The 18,356-nt window shown below is 71.2% G+C and carries 18 protein-coding genes; 7 read left to right on the top strand and 11 right to left on the bottom strand.

The annotated features are described in order from the left end of the window. Positions 1–87: 87 nt before the first annotated feature. Positions 88–1,377, bottom strand: coding sequence for an MFS transporter (locus LG391_RS31790; RefSeq protein WP_225772684.1), 1,290 nt, complete (start codon positions 1,375–1,377; stop codon positions 88–90). Positions 1,378–1,517: 140 nt separating this feature from the next. On the opposite strand from LG391_RS31790, the gene LG391_RS31795 reads away from it, so the two are divergent. Further along, positions 1,518–2,147: a TetR/AcrR family transcriptional regulator gene (locus LG391_RS31795; RefSeq protein ID WP_225772686.1), complete on the top strand. Its 630-nt coding sequence runs from the start codon at positions 1,518–1,520 to the stop codon at positions 2,145–2,147. A gap of 6 nt (positions 2,148–2,153) precedes the next feature. Here the strand turns inward: LG391_RS31795 and LG391_RS31800 are convergent, their stop codons facing one another. Further along, a complete protein-coding gene (locus LG391_RS31800; RefSeq protein WP_225772688.1) occupies positions 2,154–2,699 on the bottom strand; it encodes a DinB family protein in 546 nt (181 codons plus the stop codon). A 185-nt stretch (positions 2,700–2,884) separates the two neighbouring features. Here LG391_RS31800 and LG391_RS31805 point away from each other — a divergent pair, with 185 nt between their 5' ends. Together LG391_RS31805 and LG391_RS31810 are read left to right on the top strand one after the other, a co-directional pair. After that, positions 2,885–3,340 carry a thiol-disulfide oxidoreductase DCC family protein gene (locus tag LG391_RS31805; RefSeq protein ID WP_225772690.1) on the top strand — a complete coding sequence of 152 codons (456 nt, stop codon included), beginning with the start codon at positions 2,885–2,887 and terminating at the stop codon, positions 3,338–3,340. Continuing rightward, a complete protein-coding gene (locus LG391_RS31810) occupies positions 3,337–5,112 on the top strand; it encodes an SDR family oxidoreductase (RefSeq protein ID WP_225772692.1) in 1,776 nt (591 codons plus the stop codon). Before LG391_RS31805 ends, LG391_RS31810 begins: the two co-directional genes overlap by 4 nt. Here the strand turns inward: LG391_RS31810 and LG391_RS31815 are convergent. From LG391_RS31815 to LG391_RS31855, 9 genes are all read right to left on the bottom strand, one after another. Further along, positions 5,058–5,471 carry a glyoxalase/bleomycin resistance/extradiol dioxygenase family protein gene (locus LG391_RS31815; protein WP_225772694.1) on the bottom strand — a complete coding sequence of 138 codons (414 nt, stop codon included), beginning with the start codon at positions 5,469–5,471 and terminating at the stop codon, positions 5,058–5,060. The two genes, LG391_RS31810 and LG391_RS31815, sit on opposite strands and share 55 nt — an antisense overlap. Before the next feature lie 199 nt (positions 5,472–5,670). Next, entirely contained in the window at positions 5,671–6,513 is an 843-nt protein-coding gene (locus LG391_RS31820) for an alpha/beta hydrolase (protein WP_225772696.1), read from the bottom strand. Positions 6,514–6,630: 117 nt separating this feature from the next. Beyond that, positions 6,631–7,062 carry a RidA family protein gene (locus LG391_RS31825; RefSeq protein ID WP_225772954.1) on the bottom strand — a complete coding sequence of 144 codons (432 nt, stop codon included), beginning with the start codon at positions 7,060–7,062 and terminating at the stop codon, positions 6,631–6,633. Between the two features lie 2 nt (positions 7,063–7,064). Then, the gene (locus LG391_RS31830) at positions 7,065–7,532 is read right to left on the bottom strand and encodes a thioesterase family protein (RefSeq protein ID WP_225772698.1); all 468 of its coding nucleotides are present in this window, start codon (positions 7,530–7,532) and stop codon (positions 7,065–7,067) included. After that, positions 7,529–9,169, bottom strand: coding sequence for a benzoate-CoA ligase family protein (locus LG391_RS31835; RefSeq protein WP_225772700.1), 1,641 nt, complete (start codon positions 9,167–9,169; stop codon positions 7,529–7,531). The genes LG391_RS31830 and LG391_RS31835 overlap by 4 nt, the downstream gene beginning before the upstream one ends. Before the next feature lie 156 nt (positions 9,170–9,325). Beyond that, positions 9,326–10,495, bottom strand: a complete 1,170-nt coding sequence (locus tag LG391_RS31840; RefSeq protein WP_225772702.1) for an acyl-CoA dehydrogenase family protein — start codon at positions 10,493–10,495, stop codon at positions 9,326–9,328. Beyond that, positions 10,495–11,325, bottom strand: a complete 831-nt coding sequence (locus LG391_RS31845; RefSeq protein WP_225772704.1) for an enoyl-CoA hydratase family protein — start codon at positions 11,323–11,325, stop codon at positions 10,495–10,497. Before LG391_RS31845 ends, LG391_RS31840 begins: the two co-directional genes overlap by 1 nt. A gap of 7 nt (positions 11,326–11,332) precedes the next feature. Further along, positions 11,333–12,124 (bottom strand): SDR family NAD(P)-dependent oxidoreductase, encoded by a 792-nt coding sequence (locus LG391_RS31850; protein WP_225772706.1) that lies wholly within the window; start codon positions 12,122–12,124, stop codon positions 11,333–11,335. Between the two features lie 59 nt (positions 12,125–12,183). Then, positions 12,184–12,825 (bottom strand): TetR/AcrR family transcriptional regulator, encoded by a 642-nt coding sequence (locus LG391_RS31855; RefSeq protein WP_225772708.1) that lies wholly within the window; start codon positions 12,823–12,825, stop codon positions 12,184–12,186. A gap of 93 nt (positions 12,826–12,918) precedes the next feature. Between LG391_RS31855 and LG391_RS31860 the strand changes: the two genes are divergently transcribed. The 4 genes from LG391_RS31860 to LG391_RS31875 all read left to right on the top strand — a co-directional run bounded on the left by LG391_RS31860 (position 12,919) and on the right by LG391_RS31875 (position 18,345). Beyond that, positions 12,919–13,923: an efflux RND transporter periplasmic adaptor subunit gene (locus tag LG391_RS31860; RefSeq protein ID WP_225772710.1), complete on the top strand. Its 1,005-nt coding sequence runs from the start codon at positions 12,919–12,921 to the stop codon at positions 13,921–13,923. 3 nt (positions 13,924–13,926) lie between these two features. Then, entirely contained in the window at positions 13,927–15,174 is a 1,248-nt protein-coding gene (locus LG391_RS31865) for an ABC transporter permease (RefSeq protein WP_225772712.1), read from the top strand. Next, positions 15,171–15,863, top strand: coding sequence for an ABC transporter ATP-binding protein (locus LG391_RS31870; RefSeq protein WP_225772714.1), 693 nt, complete (start codon positions 15,171–15,173; stop codon positions 15,861–15,863). The genes LG391_RS31865 and LG391_RS31870 overlap by 4 nt, the downstream gene beginning before the upstream one ends. 292 nt (positions 15,864–16,155) lie before the next feature. Beyond that, positions 16,156–18,345, top strand: coding sequence for a sialidase family protein (locus LG391_RS31875; protein ID WP_225772716.1), 2,190 nt, complete (start codon positions 16,156–16,158; stop codon positions 18,343–18,345). The last annotated feature ends 11 nt before the right edge of the window (positions 18,346–18,356 follow it).

An 18,356-nucleotide genomic window follows, 5' to 3' on the forward strand; every position in this document is an offset into this window, starting at 1 on the left:
TGCCGGAGAGACTGCCGCGCGCCGCGGCCGATGACCACCCCCGGAACCGCCGGGGCAGGGCTTCCCTCCCCGCCCCGGCGTCCGGAATCAGGCGGTCGCTTCAGCTAGCCGGCCAGCGGCGGGGCGGGAACCGCGGCCGATCGCCAGCACCATGAAGGCAGTGCCGACGCAGATCACCCCGGCGATCAGGAAGGCCAGGAGGTAGCCGTCCATGGCAGTGCGGATCACCCCGGCGCCGAAGGCGGCGGTGGCGGCGCCGACCTGGTGCGCCGCGGCGATCCAGCCGAACACCACCGGCGCGTCGTCCTTGCCGAAGGCGTCGGTGGTCAGCTTCAGCGTCGGCGGCACCGTGGCGATCCAGTCGAGGCCGTAGAACACGGCGAAGACCGACAGGCCGTAGAAGCTGAAGCCGGAGAAGGGCAGGTACACCAGCGACAGGCCGCGCAGGCCGTAATACCAGAACAGCAGCCAGCGGCTGGAGTAGCGGTCGGACAGCCAGCCCGAGGCGGTGGTGCCGATCAGGTCGAAGATGCCCATGGCGGCCAGCAGCAGGGCGCCGGTGGTGGCCGGAATGCCCTGGTCCATGCAGGCGGCGATCAGATGGGTGCCGATCAGCCCGTTGGTGGTCAGGCCGCAGACGAAGAAGCTGCCGGCCAGCAGCCAGAAATCGCGCTTCTTCGTGGCCCGGCCGAGGATGCGGAAGGCGGTGACGATCGGGTTGCCGGTGGCGGCGGCCGGTGCGGCCCCCGGCGCCTCGCCCAGGCGGGACAGGCCGACATCCTGCGGCCGCTCCGGCAGCAGCAGGGCCACCAGCGGGATCATCGCGGCCACCACGGCGGCGACCACCCAGGCCACCGGCTGCCAGCCGAAATTCTCGGCGACCTCGGCCAGGATCGGCAGGAACACCAGCGACCCGGTGGCGGTGCTGGCGGTCAGGAGGCCCATGACCAGGCCGCGCCGCTCCTGGAACCAGCGGTTGACGATGGTGGCGCCGAACACCATGGCGGCGATGCCGCTGCCGAAGCCGACCAGCACGCCCCAGGTCAGCACCAGCTGCCATTCCTGGGTGATCAGGGTCGAGCCGGACACGGCGGCGGCCAGCAGCGCCAGGGCGAAGATGATCACCGGGCGGATGCCGAAGCGCTGCATCGCCGCCGCGGCGAAGGGCCCCATCAGCCCGTAGAGGAAGATGTTCACGCCGATGGCGAAGGAGATGGCGTCGCGGCTCCAGCCGAAGGACTGCTCCAGCGGCACGATCAGCACGCTGGGCGTCGCCCGGACGCCTGCGGCGGAGAGCAGGACCAGGAAGGCGACCGCAGCCGCGATCCAGCCGAAATGCATGCGGCCCGATACCAGGCGGGCGACAAGGGCGGTCATCGGGAGTCCCCTACAGCTGCGGCGGAGGTCCGTTGCGACTGGACAACGGCTGCGATCCGGCCCAAATGTAACCGATCGGTTCGTCGGCTGCAAAGACGTACGAACCGGTCGGTCACATGTCAAGCCCGAGAGGTGGGACGATGGCGCAGACGAAGACGACCGGGGAGGCCGCGGCGGCGGGCGGCGCGGCGCCGAAGCGGGCGCGCGACCGGATCTTCGCGGTCGCCGATGAGCTGTTCTACCGCCAGGGCATCCGCGCGGTCGGGGTCGACACCATCGCCAAGGAGGCGGGGGTGGCCAAGATCAGCCTGTACCGCGCTTTTCCGTCCAAGGACGACCTTGTCGTCGCCTATCTCGAGGACCGCAACGCCGATTACTGGCAGCGCTGGGACAAGGCTTTCGACAAGCATGAGGGCGATCCCCGGGCGCAGCTGCGCGCCCTGATGGAGTATCTGGCCGACCGCACCACCGCGCCAGGCTATCGCGGCTGCCCCTTCACCAACGACGCCACCGAGTTCCCCGAACCGAGCCATCCCGGCCGCCGGGTGGCCGAGGCGAACAAGCGCGAGCTGCGGCAGCGCCTGCTGCGCCTGGCCGAGGCGCTCGGCGCGCCCGACCCGCAGGCGCTGGCCGACGGTCTGGTGCTGCTGGTCGAGGGCGCCTATGCGATCAGCCAGACCCTGCGCGGCCGCGACGGCCCGGGCAAGGCGATCGTCTGGGCGGCCGAGGCGCTGGTCGAGGCGCAGCTCAGGCGGGACGAGAGCGCCTGAGCCGGCCTACCGCCGGTCCAGCCCCAGCCGCTTCAGCTCCGCCTCCCGCCGCGGCGCGTCGGAGGCGAGGAAGAACTCGTCCAGCTGCGGCGGCGCCACCCGCGTGCCCGACAGCATGGCGTGTGCTTGGCCGCGGTGGTGGATCTGGTGCTGGAACAGGTGCGACAGGATGGCCGTGACCGTCTCGCGATAGGCGACGCCGTCGCGGCGGTCGATCGGCACCACCCGGTCGAGGCCGGCGGCGTCGAGCCCGTCGCAGAACCGGACCAGGTCGCGGTCCATCTGGGCCTGGGCGGCGGCCAGGTCGACCGCGTCGGGATAGGGGATCGGGTCGATCGGATATGCCCGGCCGGTGCCCTTGAGATCGGCCAGGTACGAGCGGTCGACGATCAGGATATGGTTCAGCGTCCGCCGCAGCGAGGGGAAGAAGCCGGTGCGCGGCGCCGCGAACTCCTCCGGCGTCAGCCTGAGGCACGCGGCATGCAGCCGGGCATTGGCCCAGGCGTTGTTGCGGGCCATCTGGCGGAAATGATCGGCCAGCGATGCCGCCATGCGATCCTCCCTGATTTTGGGGACAGTCGACCTGCCTTCCCGCTCCGGATCAAGGGAATACTGGTGCGCGCGAAGGCATCGTCCAGGCCGTCCCGCTTCGATCCGCCGACAATCCGCCGCAGCGCGCCGGCCCGGCCGATGCCCTAGGCTGTCCTCCCGGCAGCAACGAAGCGGGCCGGAGCGGCATGATCGAGCGGGAACCCTACAGCTGGCGGCAGGATCCGGCAGTGCCGCCCTTCCCCGACGACCGGCCGGTGATCGTGTTCGACGGTCAGTGCGTGCTGTGCTCCGGCTGGGCCCGGTTCATCCTGAAGCACGACACGGCGAAGCGGTTCCGGCTGCTGCCGGCGCAATCGCCGACCGGCCGGGCGCTCTACATCCATTTCGGGCTCGACCCGGAGGATTACGAGACCAACATCCTGCTGGCCGACGGCGTCGCCTGGCTGAAGTCGGAGAGCGTGATCCGCACCGCGCTCGGCCTCGGCTTCCCGTGGTCGCTGACCGCGGCGCTGCTGGTCCTGCCCTTCGGCTGGCGCGAGAGGCTGTACGACCTTCTGGCCCGCAACCGCTTCCGCCTGTTCGGCCGCAGCGACAGCTGCGTGCTGCCGGCTCCGGGGCAGGAGGACCGCTTCCTGACATGAGCGGCGATCACCGCCTGCGCGTCCTGATCCTGGGCGGATACGGCACTTTCGGGGGCCGGCTGGCCCGGCTGCTGGCGGAGGACCCGCGGCTGACGCTGCTGATCGCCGGCCGGTGGCAGGCCAAGGCGGAGGCGTTCTGCCGGGCTCTGGGCGGCGCGGCCGAGGCGGTGCCTCTGGCCTTCGACCGCGACGGCGCCGACCGGATCGCCGCCATCCGCGCGGACATCGTGGTCGACGCCACCGGCCCGTTCCAGGCCTATGGCGAGGCGCCCTACCGGGTGGTCGAGGCCTGCATCGCCGCCGGCGCCGACTATCTCGACCTGGCCGACGGCGCCGAATTCGTCGAGGGCATCGGCCGCTTCGACGACGCCGCCCGGGCCCGCGGCATCGCCGTGCTGTCCGGCGTCAGCAGCTTTCCGGTGCTGACCGCGGCCGTGGTCCGGCACCTCGCCGAAGGCCTCCAGGTCGACGCCATCGCCGGCGGCATCGCCCCCTCGCCCTATGCCGGGGTCGGCCTGAACGTGATCCGCGCCATCGCCTCCTATGCCGGGCAGGAGGTGCGGCTGACGCGCGGCGGCGCGCCAGCCGCGGGCCGGGCGCTGATCGAGACCCGGCGCTGGACCATCGCGCCGCCGGGCCGCCTGCCTCTGCGCAACACCCGCTTCTCCCTGGTCGACGTGCCCGACCTGCGGCTGCTGCCGGCGCTGTGGCCGGGGCTGCGCGAGATCTGGATCGGCGCCGGCCCGGTGCCGGCGGTGCTGCATCGCGGCCTCAACGTCCTGGCCCGGCTGGTGCGGATCGGCCTGATCCCGACCCTGCGCCCCCTGGCGCCGCTGTTCCACGTCGCCATCAACCGGCTGCGCTGGGGCGAGCATCGCGGCGGCATGATCGTCGTCGTCCGGGGCCGCGACGCGACGGGACAGCCGGTGGAACGGTCCTGGCACATGCTGGCCGAAGGCGATGACGGGCCGCTGATCCCGTCGATGGCCGCGGCCGCGGTGATCCTGCGCCGGCTGCAGGGCCTGCGCCCCGCGCCCGGGGCTCGGGCCGCCACGGAGGAGCTGGAGCTGGCGGATTACCGGCCGCTCTTCGCCGGGCGGGCGATCGTCCATGGCTGTCGCGAGGCATCGGCCGAAACGGCGCGCCAGCCGCTCTACCGCCGCCTGCTGGGCGAGGCGTGGGCGGCGCTGCCGGAGCCGGTCCGGGCGATGCACGACCTCTCCGGCGAAAAACGGGTCTCCGGCCGGGCCGAGGTCGAGCGCGGGACCGGCCTGCCGGCCCGGCTGATTGCGGCGCTGATCGGCTTTCCCGCGGCCGGACGCGACGTGCCGGTCGAGGTGACCTTCCAGGCCCGGGACGGCGTCGAGACCTGGTGTCGCCGCTTCGCCGGCCGCGCCTTCTCCAGCACCCAGCGGGCCGGGCGCGGCCGCTCCGAGGGGCTGCTGGAGGAGCGCTTCGGGCCGGTGCGGGTCGGGCTGGCGCTGGTGCTGGAGGGCGACCGGCTGCGCCTGGTGGTCAGGCGCTGGAGCCTGCTGGGCCTGCCGATGCCGCCGGTCCTGGCCCCGGGCGGCGAAGCCTGGGAGACCGCGGCGGAGGGCCGGTTTCGCTTCCATGTCGAGATCCGCCACCGCTGGGCCGGGCTGATCGTCCGCTACCGCGGCTGGCTGGCGCCGGAGGGGCAGGCGCCTGCGGAGGGGCGGCTGCCCCTCGTCCAGGACTACGCCGACCGTAACGCGAAGCGGCGCTTTGCGTCCTCCGACGCCGGCATATAGAGGGACACGGCGTTGCCCTCCGGGTCCCGGAACTGGAACGTCGCATTGCCCCACGGCATTGTCTTCAACTCATGCACAAGGACGACGCTGTCTTTGAGACGTGCATATTCGGACTGGATGTCGTCGACCTGCAGCTCGATGACCAGACTGCGATTGGTGGCCGGCGCGGCGCTGCCTTCCTGCCAAAGCGCGACGGTCTCGACGGCCCCGATAGCCCCGATAGCCAGGGTGGCGCCGGGCAGAACGATCTCGGCAAAGACCGGCGCAAGCCACTGCGCCTTGATTCTCGTGACCATCTCGTAGAAGGCGACCATCGAGCCGATGTCGGCGGTGATGATCCTGACCGACGCGAATTTCACGGGGAGTCTCCTGGTATCGACGGCCTCGCGGGCCACCGGGAGCTTGTCGCATGGTCCTGCTGCCACCGTCATGGCAACAGGCTCGCCATGGCGCGCCCCGAAGGAGCGTGGCCATCCAGGAATCGCGCCACTGGATCACCACGTCGCTCCTCCTCGCGATGACGATAAGGGGATAATCCGCAACCGAGGACAGCCGACCTCAGCGCGCCAGCCGCAGCACGGCGTCAAACAGGAGCGTGCCGTGCTGGCCGATCTGCTCCACCACGTCGAAATGGTGCCGGCCCGGCACCGCGATTGGGGCGCGGGCGAGGTTCGGCCAGGCCGCGGCCATCAGCGCCGACTGGCGGTGGAACTCCGGCGTCTCGTCGCCGCCGACCAAGAGCTCCAGCGGCGCGCCGTGCTGTGGCTCCGGCGACTCGTGCAGGCTCCAGCCCGAGGCCTGCTCCGGCGTCAGGCGGATCAGTTCGTTCATGCTGGTGCGCAGGAGCGGCCGCAGGTCGAACACGCCGGAGATCGACAGGCCGCCGGCGAAGGGCGCCGCCGGCAGGCCGCGCGCCGCCCAGTCGGTCGCCAGCATCGACGCGGTCAGGTAGCCGCCGGCGGAATGGCCGCTGACGATCAGGCACCGCCGCTCGGCCTCGCCCAGGAGGCTCGCCCAGGCGAAGGCGACGGCGCGGCGGCAACTGCCGGCGATGCCGGCGACCGTGGTCTGCGGACACAGCGGGTAGTTCAGCACCACCGTGGTGAAGCCGGCCGGCACCAGCGCCGCGGCCGCCCAGGACACCTCGTCCTTGGATGAGGCGCGCCAGTAGCCGCCATGGATGAACACCACGGCGCCGCGCGGCCGGTCGGCGCGGAACAGGTCCAGCGTCTCGCGCGGGTCCGCGCCATAGGCGATGCCGGCCCGGTGCGGCAGCCGCGCCCGGGTGGCGGCCGCGGCTTCCAGCCAGCGGCCGAACACGGCCGGCAGGTCCGGGACGGCGACCCGCGGGTTGTACTCCCGCTCGCACCAGTCCGGGTCGTCGTAATGGAGCTTGGTCATGGCACCTGCCATTGCTGGACCCCTTTTCTTGTCATGCCCGGGCTTGACCCGGGCATCCAGAGAGCGTCGACACCCTCTGGATTGCCGGGTCAAGCCCGGCAATGACACTGGAGAGATTTACTCCGGCAGCACGGCGGTGGCCTCGATCTCGACCAGCGCCTCCCGCTCCACCAGCTCGACCACCCGCATCACCGCCATGGCCGGGTAATGCGCGCCCATCACCTCGCGATAGGCCCGGCCGAGCGGCTTCAGGTTCGCGCGGTAGGCCTCCATGTCGGTGACGTACCAGGTCAGCCGGGCGATATGCTGCGGGCCGGCCCCGGCCTCGGCCAGCACCGCCAGGATGTTGCGCAGCGCCTGGGCGATCTGGCCGACCATGCCCTCGGCGAAGCGGCCCTCGGCGTCCCAGCCGATCTGGCCGCCGACGAAGACGACCCGGCCGCGGCCCATCATGCCGTTGGCATAGCCCTTCGGCGCCGGCCAGCCTTCCGGCTGCAGCGTCACCAGGCCGCCCTCCGTCGCCGCGGCCGCCCGGGCCTGACCGATCATCGTCACGTCGCGCATCTCCGCTGATAGGCCTCCACCGCCGCCCGGATGTCCGCCGGGATCGGGATCGGCGCCGCCTCGTGGATATCCGTGGTCACCAGCACCAGCCGTCCGATCAGGACCGGCTCGCCGTCGCGATGGCCGTGGAACGCCAGGCCGATCGAGCTGCGGCCGACCCGCTCGACCAGCAGGGTCAGGCTGAGGACATCACCCAGCCGCGCCGGCTTCACGTAATCGCATTCGGCCCGGACATAGCCCAGCCCGACCCGGCGGCGCTGGATGATATCGGGATAGTCGAGGCCGAGCTCCGCCGCGAACCATTCCTCCACCGCGCCCTGCATCATGGTGAAGTACCGGGCGAAGAAGACGATGCCGGCGGTGTCGCAATGCTCGAACCGGATCGGCTGCCGGGCGGCGAAGGCGGCTTCCGGCAGCTCGGCGGCAGCCAATGGGACGCGGCGTGTGTCGCTCATGAGGCCTTCGCCGGAGCCTCGGCGGCCATGCGGCGCAGCTGGAAGCGCTGCAACTTGCCGGTCTCGGTGCGCGGCAGCTTTTCCAGGAACTCGATCGCCCTGGGATATTTGTAAGGCGCGATCTCGGCCTTCACATGGTCCTGCAGCGCCTTGCGGGTCGCGGCGTCGGGCGCGTGGCCGGGCTTCAGCACGACATAGGCCTTCACGATCTGGCCGCGGTCCGGGTCCGGCACGCCGATCACGCCGCATTCCTGCACCGCCGGATGGGTCAGCAGGGCGTTCTCCACCTCCGGCCCGGCGATGTTGTAGCCGGAGGAGACGATCATGTCGTCCGACCGCGCCTGGTACCAGAAATAGCCGTCGGCATCGCGGCGATAGGTGTCGCCGGTCAGGTTCCAGCCGTCATGGACATAGGCGCGCTGGCGGTCGTCGGCGAGGTAGCGGCAGCCGGTCGGGCCGCGCACCGCGAGGCGCCCGGCCTCGCCCGCCGGCAGCTCGTTGAAATCGTCGTCGAGGATCTTCGCCTCGTAGCCCGGCACCACCGTGCCGGTCGATCCCGGCCGCCCCGCGCCGGGGCGGGAGGCGATGAAGATGTGCAGCATCTCGGTGGCGCCGATGCCTTCGGTGATCTCGACGCCGGTGGCGTCGCGCCAGGCCTCGAAGGTGGCGGCGGGCAGCGCCTCGCCCGCCGAGACGCAGCGGCGCAGGCTCGACAGGTCGCGCCCCGGCTTCTGCGCCAGCATGGCGCGATAGGCGGTGGGGGCGGTGAAGCAGATGGTCGGGCGGAAGCGCTCGATGCCGTCCAGGAGCTCCGGCGGCGACGCGCGCTCCAGCAGCACGGTCGAGGCGCCGGCGCGCATCGGGAACAGCACCAGCCCGCCGAGCCCGAAGGTGAAGGCCAAAGGCGGGCTGCCGATGAAGCGGTCGGACTCGTTCGGCTGCAGCACCTGGCCGGAATAGGCGTCGCAGATCGCTAGCAGGTCGCGGTGGTTGTGCATCGTCCCCTTCGGCACCCCGGTGGTGCCGGAGGTGAAGCCGATCAGGCAGATGTCCTCCGCCGCCGTGTCGACCGGCACGAAATCAGGGGAGACCGTGGCCATGCGGGACTCGAGGTCGGCCTCGGTGCCGCCACCGAAGGTCAGGATCTGCTCCAGCACCGGCGCCTGGGCCCGCGCCGCCTCCAGATCCGGCAGCAGCCGGGCATCGCAGATGGCGAGGCTCACCCGGGCCTTCTCGATCATGAAGGCCAGCTCCTTGGCGCGCAGCAGCGGCATGGTGGCGACCACCACCGCCCCGGCCTTCAGCGCCGCCAGATAGCTGGCGACCATCATCGGGTTGTTGGCCGAGCGCAGCAGCACCCGGTTCCCCGGCACCAGCCCGCAATCCCGCACCAGCACCCGGGCGATGCGGTTCACCCGGTCCAGCAGCTCGGCATAGCTCCATTCGACGCCCGGCGCGATCAGGCAGGGCCGGTCGCCATGTCCCTCCGCGACGTGGCGGTCCAGCAGCTCGACGACGCAGTTCAGCCGCGCCGGATACTGCAGCGCCGGCAGGGTGAAGCGGAACTCCGGCCACTGGTCCCGCGGCGGAAGGTTGTCGCGGGCGAAGCTGTCGACATGCGCGCTTTTCGTCTCCATCTCGCCTCTCCCGTTCGTCTTATTGGCTTTTGGTGTCATGCCCGGGCTTGACCCGGGCATCCAGGGGCCGCCGGAGCGGCTCTCGAAAGCTCCTGGATTGCCGGGTCAAGCCCGGCAATGACAGTTTGGGATGACCGATAGTTCGAGCCATGACGGTCACTCCGCCTCCGCCAGCAGCTGGCGGGCGATGACGATCTTCTGGACCTCGGTGGCGCCCTCGTAGATGCGCAGCGCCCGGATCTCGCGATACAGCTCCTCGACCTTGACGCCGCGGGTGACGCCGAGGCCGCCGAACAGCTGCACCGCCCGGTCGATCACGCGCTGCGCCGCCTCGGTGGCGTGCATCTTGGCCATCGCCGCCTCGCGCGTGACCCGCGCGGCGCCCCGGTCCTTGGCCCAGGCGGCGCGATAGATCAGCAGCGCGCTCGCGTCGATCTCGGTCGCCATCTCGGCCAGGGCCGCCTGGCTGAGCTGCAGGTCGCCCAGCGCCCCGCCGAACATCTTCCGGCCGCGGGCGCGGCCCAGCGCCTCGTCCAGCGCCCGGCGGGCGAAGCCCAGCGCCGCGGCGCCGACGGTGGAGCGGAACACGTCCAGCGTCGCCATCGCGACCTTGAACCCCTCCCCCGCCCCGCCGATGCGGTCGGTCACCGGTACGCGGCAGCCCTCGAAGCCCAGCGTGGCCAGCGGGTGCGGCGCGATCACCTCGATCCGCTCCGCCACCGTCAGGCCGGGCGCGTCGGCCGGGACCAGGAAGGCGGACAGGCCGCGGGCGCCCGGGGCCTCGCCGGTGCGGGCGAAGACGACGTAGTGGTCGGCGATGCCGCCATTGGAGATGAAGGTCTTCTCGCCGTCGATCCGCACCGCATCCGGCCCGTCCGGCACCGCCGTCGTGCTCGTGGCCGCGACGTCGGACCCGGCCTCGAGCTCCGACAGCGCGAAGGCGGCGATGGCGCGGCCGTCGCGCACCGGCGGCAGGATTCGGTCCTTCAGCGCGTCGCTGCCGAACAGCGTGACCGGGCCGGTGCCCAGCCCCTGCATGGCGAAGGCGAAATCGGCCAGCCCGTCATGCCGGGCCAGGATCTCGCGGATCAGGCACAGGCTGCGCACGTCCAGCCGCTCCGCCGCACCGCCATGGCTGGCCGGCACCGCGTGGCGCAGCCAGCCGTCCCGGCCCAGCGCCGCCACCAGCCGGCGGCAGGAGCCGTCGACGTCGTGATGATCGACCAGCCCCGGCAGCGTCCGCCCGGCCCAGTCGTCGAGCGCAGCCGCCAAGGCGCGATGGCGGTCTTCGAAGAAGGGCCAGTCGAGGAAGCTGCGGTCGGGCATCAGTTCCCCTCGAACACCGGCCGGGACTTGGCGGCGAACGCCTCATAGGCGCGGCGGAAGTCGCGGGTCTGCATGCACACCGCCTGGGCCTGGGCCTCGGCCTCGATCGCCTGGTCGACGCCCATGTCCCATTCCTGGTGCAGCATCCGCTTGGTCATGGCATGGGCGAAGGTCGGGCCGTCGGCCAGCGACCGGGCCAGCGTCGCGGCTTCGTCCAGCAGCGCCTCGGGCTCGACCAGCCGGTTGAGGAAGCCCCAGCGCTCGGCCTCCGCACCGTCCATGCTGCGGCCGGTGTACAGCAGCTCCGACGCCCGGCCCTGGCCGATGATGCGAGGCAGGATCGCGCAGGCGCCCATGTCGCAGCCGGCCAGGCCGACGCGGGTGAACAGGAAGGCGGTGCGGCTGCGCGCGGTGCCCAGGCGCAGGTCCGACGCCATCGCCAGGATCGCCCCGGCCCCGGCGCAGACGCCGTCGACCGCCGCCACGATCGGCTGCGGGCAGGCGCGCATCGCCTTGACCAGGTCGCCGGTCATGCGGGTGAACTCTAAGAGGCCGGCCATGTCGCGGTCCAGCAGCGGGCCGATGATCTCGAACACGTCGCCGCCGGAGCAGAAATTGCCCCCTGCCCCAGTCACCACCACCGCCTTGATCTCGGTGTCGGCGGCAAGCGCCCGGAACAGGGCCACCAGTTCGGCATAGCTGTCGAAGGTCAGCGGGTTCTTCCGCTCCGGCCGGTTCAGGGTGACGGTCGCGACCTTGCCCTCGACCGACCACAGGATGTGCCGGGCCTGGTAGGCGGACAGCGGCGGGGCGATGGGGGCCTGGCTCATCGGTCTCTCACATCACTTCGCCGCCGGCGACCGGCAGCGCGATGCCGTTGACGCTCGCCGCCTCGGGTCCGGCCAGCCAGGCGACGGCGGCCGCCACCTCCTCCGGCCGGATCAGGCGGCCCTGCGGGTTGCCGCGGATCAGCTCGGCCCGGATCTCGTCGGGGCTGCGGCCGGTCTTGCCCTCGATCCGGGCGACCGCGCCCTGCACCAGATCGGTGTCGGTGTAGCCGGGGCAGACGGCGTTGACGGTGATGCCCTTGGCCGCGAATTCGCGGGCCAGCGCCCGGGTCAGCCCGATCACGCCGTGCTTGGCGGCGCAATAGGCCGCGACATAGGGGTAGCCGGTCAGCCCGGCGATGCTGGCGATGCTGATCACCCGGCCCCAGCCGCGCTCGGCCATGCCCGGCAGCACCAGCCGCGTGGCCTCGTACACTGCGCCGAGGTTGAGGCCGACCATCCGGTCCCACAGCGCCCGGTCGGTACGGGCGAAGGGCGCGCTTTCCGCCGCCCCGGCATTGTTGACCAGGATGTCGATGGGGCCGTGCTCCGCGGCCAGCCGGGCGACGGCGGCTTCGAGCTGGTCGGGCTGCGTGACGTCCGCGACGGCGTAGGCGCGGGCCTTGCCGGCGGCGACGGCCCCGGCCAGGCGGGATTCGGTCCGGCCCAGCACGGTCACGGTTGCGCCCCGCGCCGCCAGCGCCGCTGCCACCGCTGCCCCGATGCCGCTGCCGCCGCCGGTGACCAGGGCGTGCCGCCCGTCCAGGGCGCGGCGCCCTTCCGGGGATGAAGCTGCCGTCATGCCGACCTCCCGAGAGATACTTTAAGCTTGAAGCATCTCGTCGGCAAGGACCGTCGGCGCTACCCCTCCGCTGGCTCCGCCAGCCCAAGTTGCTGCAGCAGTCGGGCGAGATAATCCCGCAGATCCTCCGCGGTCGGCGGGGCCGGGTCGATCAGCAGGCGGTGCAGCATGGCGCCGCCCATCATGTCCTGCAGCATCCCGGTGTCGGCCAAAGCCGGCAGCTCGCCGCGCGCCTTCGCCCGGTCCAGCAGCACGCCGAAGGCTTCGCGCCGCGGCTGCAGATAGGTCGCCCAATAGATCGTCATCAGCCGCGGATGGCTCTGCACCGAGCCGATCAGCCGGGCCAGCAGCTTGCGGTTCTCGTCGCTCGCCATCAGCTCGGCCCCCGCCTCCATCATCCGGCGCAGCGTCGGGCCCAGCGGCATCTCGGCGAAGTCGCGGAAATCGGTGACGCCGATGTCGCGCTCGGCATTCTCGCGCACCCGGCCGATCGCCTGGGCCAGCAGCTCCTCCTTCGACGACCAGCGGCGATAGATCGTGGTCTTGCCGACCCCGGCCCGTCTGGCGATCCGCTCAATGCTCGCGCCCTCGACACCATGGTCCAGGAACAGCGCCAGCGCCGCCTTCAGGATCGCCTCCTCCGCCGCCCGGCTGCGCGGCCGTCCCGGCGCCCGCCGATCCCCTGTTTTCGCCGCCGTCACATCGAACCCTCCGAGCCTTCTCTCGAATCATATATCGAAACGATACTGTTTCGTATATATATTCTCATCGACTCGCCGCTTTCGGAGCCGCAGTTGAAGACCGTCCGCATCCTGTCCGCCGTCCTGGTGCTGGCGCTGATCGCCGGCGCCGCCTTCTGGCTGTTCGGCCGCCCCGCCGCGGTCGCGACCGCGGCGCCGCGGCGGGGCGAGGCGGCGCAGATCGTCTACGCCACCGGCGTGATCGAGCCGCGCGTCTGGGCCAAGGTGACGCCGCTGATCCAGGAGCGGATCACGGCGCTGTGCGACTGCGAGGGCAAGCCAGTGGAGCCCGGCGCGGAGCTGGCCCGGCTGGACAGCCGCGAGGCCGAGGCGACGCTGGCCGAGCTGAAGGCGCGGCAGAAGCTGGCGGCGGCCGAGCACGACCGGCAGATGGTCCTGGCCGGCCGCAATGTCGCCAGTGTCCAGGCGCTGGACCAGGCGCGCAGCGAGCTGTCGCGGCTGGACGCGATGATCGCCGGCCAGACCGCCAAGCTGGAGAACTACGTCCTGCGCGCGCCGATGCGCGGCCTGGTGCTGCGCAAGGACGGCGAGGTCGGCGAGATCGTCGACCCCGGCACCATCCTGTTCTGGGTCGGCGAGCCGAAGCCGCTCTGGGTCATCGCCGACGTCAATGAGGAGGACATCCCCCTGGTCGCAGTCGGGCAGAAGGCGCTGCTGCGCGCCGACGCCTTCCCCGGCCAGGCGCTGCCCGCCACGGTCGACAGCATCACGCCGAAGGGCGACCCGGTGGCCAAGACCTACCGCGTGCGCCTGGCCCTGCCGGACGACACGCCGGTGCGGATCGGCATGACGGTCGACGTCAACATCGTCAACCGGACGGTGCCGAACGCCCTCCTGGTCCCCACCGAGGCGGTGAACGGTGACGCCGTCTTCACGGTCGACGGCGACGGCCGCGCCCGGCGCCGGACGATCGAGGCCGGCATCCGCGGCATTCGCGACATCGAGGTGGTGTCCGGCCTGGCCGAGGGCGACCGGGTGATCACCCCCTTCCCCGAGGCGCTGGCCGACGGCGCGCGGGTGGCGCCGGAGGAAGGCTGAGCCATGCGGCTGCTGCTCGACCTCGCCGTCACCCACATCATCGGCCGCGGCCGGCAGACGCTGGTCGCGATCCTGGGCACTGCTCTTGGAGTCGGCTTCTCGATCGCCATGGCGGCGCTAATGCAGGGCGGCGAGGACGATTTCGTCGCCCAGCTGATCGACACCATGCCGCATGTCCAGATCACCGACGAACGGCGGACCGCCGCGCGCCAGCCGGCCGAGGACGAATTCGACGCGGTGGCGATCGCCGGCCTCAGGCCCCGGGACGACCGGCGCGGCATCCTGAACCCGACCGCTGCGGTGGCGGCGCTGAGCGCCTGGATCCCCGGCAAGATGTCCAAGAGCCTGAAGACCCAGGGCGTGATCCGCTATGCCGGACAGGACATCGGCATCAGCATCTTCGGCGTCGAGCCGCGGCAGGAGGCGCGCGTCTCCTCGATCGCGCAGGATTTCCGCCAGGGCAGCTTCGATTCGCTGATCGCCGGCGGCAACAACATCGTGGTCGGGGACAGCTTGGCGAAACGGCTGGGCGCCGATCTCGGCACCACCGTCACCCTGGTCTCCGCCACCGGCCAGAGCCGCGCGGTCAAGATCGTCGGCCTGTTCCACACCGGCGTCACCGCCCGCGACGAGGGCGAGGGCTACGTCCTCCTGAAGATCGCGCAGATCCTGAGCGAGCGGCCCAACGCCATCAACGAGATCCGGCTGAAGCTGGACGACGCGAATGCGGCACCGGCGGTGGCCAAGCGGGTGGAGGCGCAGATCGGCTACAAGGCTGTGGCCTGGCAGGAGGCGAACGAATCCCTGCTGGAGGCCTTCGTCATCCGCAACATCATCATGTACACGGTGGTCGGCGCCATCCTGCTGGTGGCGGGATTCGGCATCTTCAACATCGTCTCGACCATCACCCACGAGAAGGCGCGGGACATCGCCATCCTGAAGTCGCTCGGCTTCGAGGCGCGGGACATGCGCCGGCTGTTCCTGCTGGAGGGGCTGACGCTCGGCCTCGCCGGGTCGCTGGTCGGCTGGCTGCTGGGCTTCGCCCTGTGCTTTGCCCTGTCGCAGGTGGAGCTGCACCTGTCCGGCGCCAATATCGGGCGCGAGATCACCAGGCTGCCGCTGACCTGGAGTCCCTGGCATTACCTGATCGCCGCCGGCTTCGCCCTGGCCGCGGCCGGCATCGCCGGCTACCTGCCCGCCCGCCAGGCGGCGAAGCTGAACCCGGTCGACATCATCCGGGGGGCGACATGAGCACGCTGATCGAGGCGAAAGGCCTGACCCGTGTGCTGCCGGAGACGGTGCCGGTGACCCTGGTCAAGGACGTGTCGCTGGAAATCGGCGAGCGCGAGCTGGTCGCCGTCACCGGCCCCTCCGGCTCCGGCAAGTCGTCGCTGCTGTACCTGCTCGGCCTGCTCGACCGGCAGACGGGCGGAGAGCTGCGCATCGCCGGGCAGGAGGCGGCGGCGCTGAACGAGCGCGGCCGGGCCCGGCTGCGGCTGGAATCGATCGGCTTCGTCTTCCAGTTCCACTTCCTGCTGCCGGAGTTCACGGCGCGCGAGAATGTCGAGATCCCGATGCGCAAGCTCGGCCGCCTCGGCGCCCGGGAGATGCGGGAACGGGCCGACGCGCTGCTCGACGCGCTCGGACTTGCCGACCACCGCGGCAAGCGGCCGGACCAGCTGTCGGGCGGCCAGCGCCAGCGCGTCGCGGTGGCCCGGTCGCTGGCCAACGACCCGCCGCTGCTGCTGGCCGACGAACCGACCGGCAGCCTCGATTCCCACAGCTCCGAACAGGTCTTCGCCATCCTCTCGGCCCTGGTGCGCGAGCGCGGAAAAACCGTGATCGCAGTGACCCACGACGTCGACCTGGCGGCCCGGATGGATCGGCGGATCCATCTGGTCGACGGGGCGGTGACGAGCGATGAGCGGACGGGCGGGTGACCACCGCAATCCTCTCGCGGACCGGTTCGTGAAATACATATGAATTTTGCCCGCCCCACGCGATCAGATCTTGCGCACATCGCAAGAATGTGTCGGCGTTGATCGGCATATAGGAAGTGATTCGCGACAGGGCTTCGGCCCCAAGCTCCAGCGAGCCGATTGGTTTTGCGGCGTTGGAGCGGACAGAGATCGTTTCGTGTGGATGGGCTTCGGATCGCGGCTGCGTGTGGCTGTCCTGCGCATGCTGGGCGCAGGTCTGGGCCTGATCGACACATCACGGGAGGGGGACCCGGTGGACCATCGACTCATGGCCGTCCTGCTGGCGGCGCTGTTCCTGTTCGTGCCGGGCCTCGGCCACGCGCAGCTGAGCTGGAAGCCCGGCAACCCCGGCGGCGGCGGCGCGTTCAATTCGCCGGTCGTGACCAGCGAAGGATACTGGGCCGTCGGCTCGGACCTCGGCGGCGTCTATCTCAGCAAGGATGCCGGCGCCACCTGGTCCGCGGTGGGATCGGCCCAGGGGCTGACCGCCACCCATATCGCGTCGCTGGCCGCCCATCCCGCCGGCAAGCTGCTGGTCGGCACCGATGGCGGGCTGTTCGTCGGCAACAGCAACGGCACAGGCTTCAGCCGGAGATACGCCACCGGCTACATCGCCGCCATCGCCGTGTCGGCCGATCCCAACATCGTCTACGCCGCGGTGCATCCGCAATGGGACAGCCTGAGCCCCTATATCATCCGCTCCAACGACGCCGGCCAGACCTGGAGCGCGACCGGGTCCAACCTGCCCGCCAATCTGCGCATCACCGGGCTGCGCACCCATCCGGTGGATCCCGACGGCGTCTGGGCGGTCAGCGGCCGGGGGCGCTTCCCGGACACCCCTGAAAGCCAGGTGGTCTACCAGGCCCATTTCTCCATGGATGGCGGCGCGACCTTCGCCCGGATGGACCCCCAGCAGGGCAAGCTGGTCGACATCGCCTACGGGCTGGACCCGCAGAACCTGAACCTGATGTATGCGACCGTCGCCGCGACCGGCAACGCGCCGCGGGTCTACAAATCGCTGGAGACCGGCTTTTCCTGGACGCTGCTCGCCTCCGGCACCCAGGCGCCGTCCGGCATCATCCTGGCCGACGCGACCAATGCCGGCCATGTCAGGATCGTCGGCCTCGACGACCAGGCCCTGCGCCCCGCCGGCACCTATGGCAGCTTCCTGTGGGAAAGCAGCAACGGCGGGACGAGCTGGACCAGATACACGCTGAGCGTCAGCGGCGGCTGGTCCCAGGCCGACGAGGTCTGGGGCATGGGCTTCAGCTACCAGGGGCTGGGCCAGACCATCGGGTACAAGTCGTCGACCCCGAACACCGTGCTGTGGACCAACAACCAGTTCCTCTACGCCAGCAGCAACGGCGGCAAGGCCTGGAGCGACAGCGTCTCCACCGCAGTCAGCGGCAGGTGGCGGTCGCGCGGCATCGACAACGTGGTGCCGGTCGTGGTCGAGCAGAGCGCGGCGGACGCCAATGTGGTCTATGCCGGCTACATGGATCTCGGCCTGTGGCGCTCCGACGACGGCGGCCTGGGCTGGACCAGCCTGAACACCGCGGCCTACACCGGCGGCTGGGCCGGCAAGGGCGGCAACAGCCTGAGCGTGGCCGCGGATCCCAGCCGCGCCAATGTGGTGTGGGCCCAGCTGGGCGGCAATCTCGAGAATTGCGGCACGCCCTGCGACGAGCCGATGTACCTGCTGAAGAGCACGGACAAGGGCGTAACCTGGCAGAACATCACCCAGGGCCTGCCCAGCCCGATCCGGCGCCTGGAGGGGCTGACCGTGGCGCCCGACAGCACGGTCACCTATCGCTGGGTGTACGCCGCCGTGAACGGCGACGTGTATCTGAGCGAGGATGACGGCGTCTCCTGGGCGCAGGTGCTGGACTGCCCGAACGACGACTGCTTCCGGATCTACTACACGGCGACCAACGGCGTGCTCGCCCTGTCGGCCGGCGCCGTCTACCGCTCCTGGCAGGGCGGCAGCGCCGGCACCTGGAGCCAGCTGGCCCTGCCCGCCGCCATGACCAGCGGCTGGACCCCGGGATCGCACTGGCTGCACGACGTCTGGACCTACAGCGGCCCGATGGACCTGGCCAGCCGGGGCGGCAACATCTGGATCGCGGTCAAGGGCAGCGGCAAGGGCCTGTACCGGTCGGCGGATTACGGCCAGAGCTGGACCCGCGTGCGGGCCGACGACCAGGCCCGGACCGTGACGGTCAATGCGAGCACCGGCCGCGTCTATTTCGGCAGCTCCAGCGCCGTCCATGCCGGCGGCTATGCCACCACCAGCCAGGGCGTGGTCACCAGCGCGGACGGCGCGACCGGCTGGACGGCGCAGAACCAAGGCCTGGCGTTCCCCTTCGCGCTGTTCGCCAGGGTCGCGGCCAACGGCGCGCTGTGGCTGGTCTCGCCCGGGCAGGGCGTGATGAAGTGGCGGTGACATCAGCCTCC

Origin of the sequence: Inquilinus sp. Marseille-Q2685, assembly GCF_916619195.1 — a bacterium.
In the GTDB taxonomy this organism is placed as follows: Bacteria; Pseudomonadota; Alphaproteobacteria; order DSM-16000; family Inquilinaceae; genus Inquilinus.

Bases quoted from the DNA above. Each gene is read 5' to 3' on its own strand.
- LG391_RS31830 (WP_225772698.1), bottom strand. From the start codon at position 7,532: ATGAGCGACACACGCCGCGTCCCATTGGCTGCCGCCGAGCTGCCGGAA.
- LG391_RS31840 (WP_225772702.1), bottom strand. From the start codon at position 10,495: ATGCCCGACCGCAGCTTCCTCGACTGGCCCTTCTTCGAAGACCGCCAT.
- LG391_RS31810 (WP_225772692.1), top strand. From the start codon at position 3,337: ATGAGCGGCGATCACCGCCTGCGCGTCCTGATCCTGGGCGGATACGGC.
- LG391_RS31820 (WP_225772696.1), bottom strand. From the start codon at position 6,513: ATGACCAAGCTCCATTACGACGACCCGGACTGGTGCGAGCGGGAGTAC.
- LG391_RS31870 (WP_225772714.1), top strand. From the start codon at position 15,171: ATGAGCACGCTGATCGAGGCGAAAGGCCTGACCCGTGTGCTGCCGGAG.
- LG391_RS31825 (WP_225772954.1), bottom strand. From the start codon at position 7,062: ATGATCGGTCAGGCCCGGGCGGCCGCGGCGACGGAGGGCGGCCTGGTG.
- LG391_RS31790 (WP_225772684.1), bottom strand. From the start codon at position 1,377: ATGACCGCCCTTGTCGCCCGCCTGGTATCGGGCCGCATGCATTTCGGC.
- LG391_RS31805 (WP_225772690.1), top strand. From the start codon at position 2,885: ATGATCGAGCGGGAACCCTACAGCTGGCGGCAGGATCCGGCAGTGCCG.
- LG391_RS31835 (WP_225772700.1), bottom strand. From the start codon at position 9,169: ATGGAGACGAAAAGCGCGCATGTCGACAGCTTCGCCCGCGACAACCTT.
- LG391_RS31800 (WP_225772688.1), bottom strand. From the start codon at position 2,699: ATGGCGGCATCGCTGGCCGATCATTTCCGCCAGATGGCCCGCAACAAC.
- LG391_RS31865 (WP_225772712.1), top strand. From the start codon at position 13,927: ATGCGGCTGCTGCTCGACCTCGCCGTCACCCACATCATCGGCCGCGGC.
- LG391_RS31795 (WP_225772686.1), top strand. From the start codon at position 1,518: ATGGCGCAGACGAAGACGACCGGGGAGGCCGCGGCGGCGGGCGGCGCG.
- LG391_RS31845 (WP_225772704.1), bottom strand. From the start codon at position 11,325: ATGAGCCAGGCCCCCATCGCCCCGCCGCTGTCCGCCTACCAGGCCCGG.
- LG391_RS31850 (WP_225772706.1), bottom strand. From the start codon at position 12,124: ATGACGGCAGCTTCATCCCCGGAAGGGCGCCGCGCCCTGGACGGGCGG.